Source organism: Ornithinibacter sp. (assembly GCF_035443565.1).
Classification (GTDB): Bacteria; Actinomycetota; Actinomycetes; order Actinomycetales; family Dermatophilaceae; genus Fodinibacter.
On the sequence record NZ_DAORSO010000087.1, the window covers coordinates 4,351 to 6,430 of the forward strand.

Below are 2,080 nucleotides of genomic sequence, written 5' to 3' on the forward strand. Positions count from 1 at the left end.
CTACGGGATGCCGGGTGGCCGGTTCTCGACGGACCCGCACGCTGGCGGGTCGGCGAGCTCACGCTCGCGTGGGATGCCGTGGCACCGCGCGCGCTCTGAGGCCCTCGCCCCGCGCGGTGACCGGGTCACCAGGGGCCGTAGGGCCCCTGGTTGCCGCTGCCGCGACCCATGACCTGGTCGAGTGCCGGCTTGACGTCGGCGAGGTAGACCCCGGCGGCGACGATGGCGATGATCGCGAGGAAGCCCACCCCACCGAGGGCCACGAATCCGAGGAGCACCGCGAGACCGGTGATGAGCATCCAGAACTGCTTGGTGCGCTTGCCGGCCGCCACGAAGGCGTCGGGACGGCGCCGCACGCAGTCGACGAAGGCCCAGACCTCGACACCGAAGGCCACCGCCGACAGGCCCAGCACGATGTAGCTCTGGAGGGTGGCGAGCGCGTTCATGGGCTCAAGCGTAGGCGGCGCCGGCCGATCAGACGTCCAGGAGGATGGTGACGGGCCCGTCGTTGACGAGCTCGACGGCCATGTCGGCCCCGAAGCGGCCGGTCGCGACCTCGACCCCACGATCCCGCAGCGCCTGCACCACCTGCTCGACGACGGGCTCGGCGACCGGGCCGGGGGCGGCCGCGTTCCAGGACGGCCGGCGGCCCTTGCGGGTGTCGGCGTAGAGGGTGAACTGGCTGACGACGAGGACGGGCGCGCCCTCGTCGAGCACCGATCGCTCGCCGTGCAGGATGCGCAGGTCGGCGATCTTGCGGGCCAGGGTGTCGACCTGGGCCGGCCCGTCGTCGTGGGTGACCCCGACGAGGGCGACCAGGCCGGGGCGGGTCAGCTCGCCGACGACCTCGCCGGCGACGACGACCCGGGCGCTGGACACCCGCTGGAGAACGGCTCTCATCGCGGCGTCACGCGTCGTTGGTGGTCGAGCCGCCGACGCTCATGGTGCCGTCGAGGTCTGCCGCCACGACAGCGCCCACCGGTTGCCCGTGACCGAGGATCGGTGCCGACTCGAGCCGCTCGTACGCGCTGGACTCCACGCCCAGGCGGCGAAGGACCGCGGCCAGCACGACCGGGCGGGCCCGCTGGCCACCGTCGGCGATCTTCAGGGCGATTCCGCGGCCGTCGGCCAACCCGACGGCGTACACGGCTTCGGCCCCGTCCTTGGCGATGACGCCCTGCGTGCCCTGGATCAGCGCCGTGACGTCGCGCCGGGTGCCTCCCAGGTACTCGGGGTGCTGGCGGATCGCGTCGGCGACGCGACCCTCGTGCGTGCCCGGGTCGGCCGCGGCCACGCGCCCGAACGCCCGCGCCAGCCCGGCGAGCGAGATCGCCATCACGGGCGCGCCGCAGCCGTCGACGGCCATCGCCGCGACCGGCTCGCCCGCGAGGTCGGCGATGGTCTGCGCCATGAGCTGCTGAAGCGGATGCCGTGGGTCGCGGTACGTCGCGATGTCCCAGCCGTTGACCCGGCAGGTCGCGAGCATGGCCGCGTGCTTGCCCGAGCAGTTCTGCGCCAGCGAGCGGGCCGCGCGCCCGGCGGCGATCCACACGTCGCGCTCTTCCGGGTCGTAGGGCAGGTCGGGGGTGTTCTGCAGGTCGGCCTCGGTGAGCCCGGCTGCGGCGAGCATGTCGCGCACGGCGTCGAGGTGGAAGGGCTCGGCCGAGTGGCTCGCGCTGGCCAGGGCCAGGTGGTGCGGGGGCAGGTCGAGCCCCGCGCGCACCATCGCCACGGACTGCAACGGCTTGTTCGAGGAGCGCGGGAAGACCGGGTCGTGCGGGTCACCCCACGCCTGGAGCACGGAGCCGTCGGATGCCGTCACGGCGACGCTGGCGCGGTGCACCGACTCCACGACCGCGCCGCGGGTCACGTGGGCCAGCACCGGCGCCTGCGCGAGCGCGGGTGGTGTCACCGTGGAGACCTGGTCACCTGACGGATGGGCTGAACTCGGGGTCTGCTGGGGCACGCAGGTGACCCTATCCGCGGGACGGGGCGGACGGCATCCACCGACCGCACCCACCGCGTCGGTCGTGCCTGCGACCGCAGACACGAACGACCGGGGCCGGCAGGGCCGGCCCCG

At 74.1% G+C, this 2,080-nt stretch carries 3 protein-coding genes and 1 pseudogene; 1 reads left to right on the forward strand and 3 read right to left on the reverse strand.

The annotated features are described in order from the left end of the window. Window positions 1–99 (forward strand): annotated as a pseudogene (locus PLL68_RS09865) (class I SAM-dependent methyltransferase); the annotation flags it as partial. Between the two features lie 26 nt (window positions 100–125). Here the strand turns inward: PLL68_RS09865 and PLL68_RS09870 are convergent. The 3 genes from PLL68_RS09870 to PLL68_RS09880 are packed head-to-tail and all read right to left on the reverse strand — an operon-like array spanning window position 126 to window position 1,966. After that, entirely contained in the window at window positions 126–446 is a 321-nt protein-coding gene (locus tag PLL68_RS09870) for a DUF2516 family protein (RefSeq protein WP_324533611.1), read from the reverse strand. Window positions 447–474: 28 nt separating this feature from the next. Next, window positions 475–900, reverse strand: coding sequence for a D-aminoacyl-tRNA deacylase (dtd, locus tag PLL68_RS09875; RefSeq protein WP_324533613.1), 426 nt, complete (start codon window positions 898–900; stop codon window positions 475–477). A gap of 7 nt (window positions 901–907) precedes the next feature. Continuing rightward, window positions 908–1,966, reverse strand: coding sequence for an asparaginase (locus PLL68_RS09880; RefSeq protein WP_502910692.1), 1,059 nt, complete (start codon window positions 1,964–1,966; stop codon window positions 908–910). Between the last annotated feature and the right edge of the window lie 114 nt (window positions 1,967–2,080).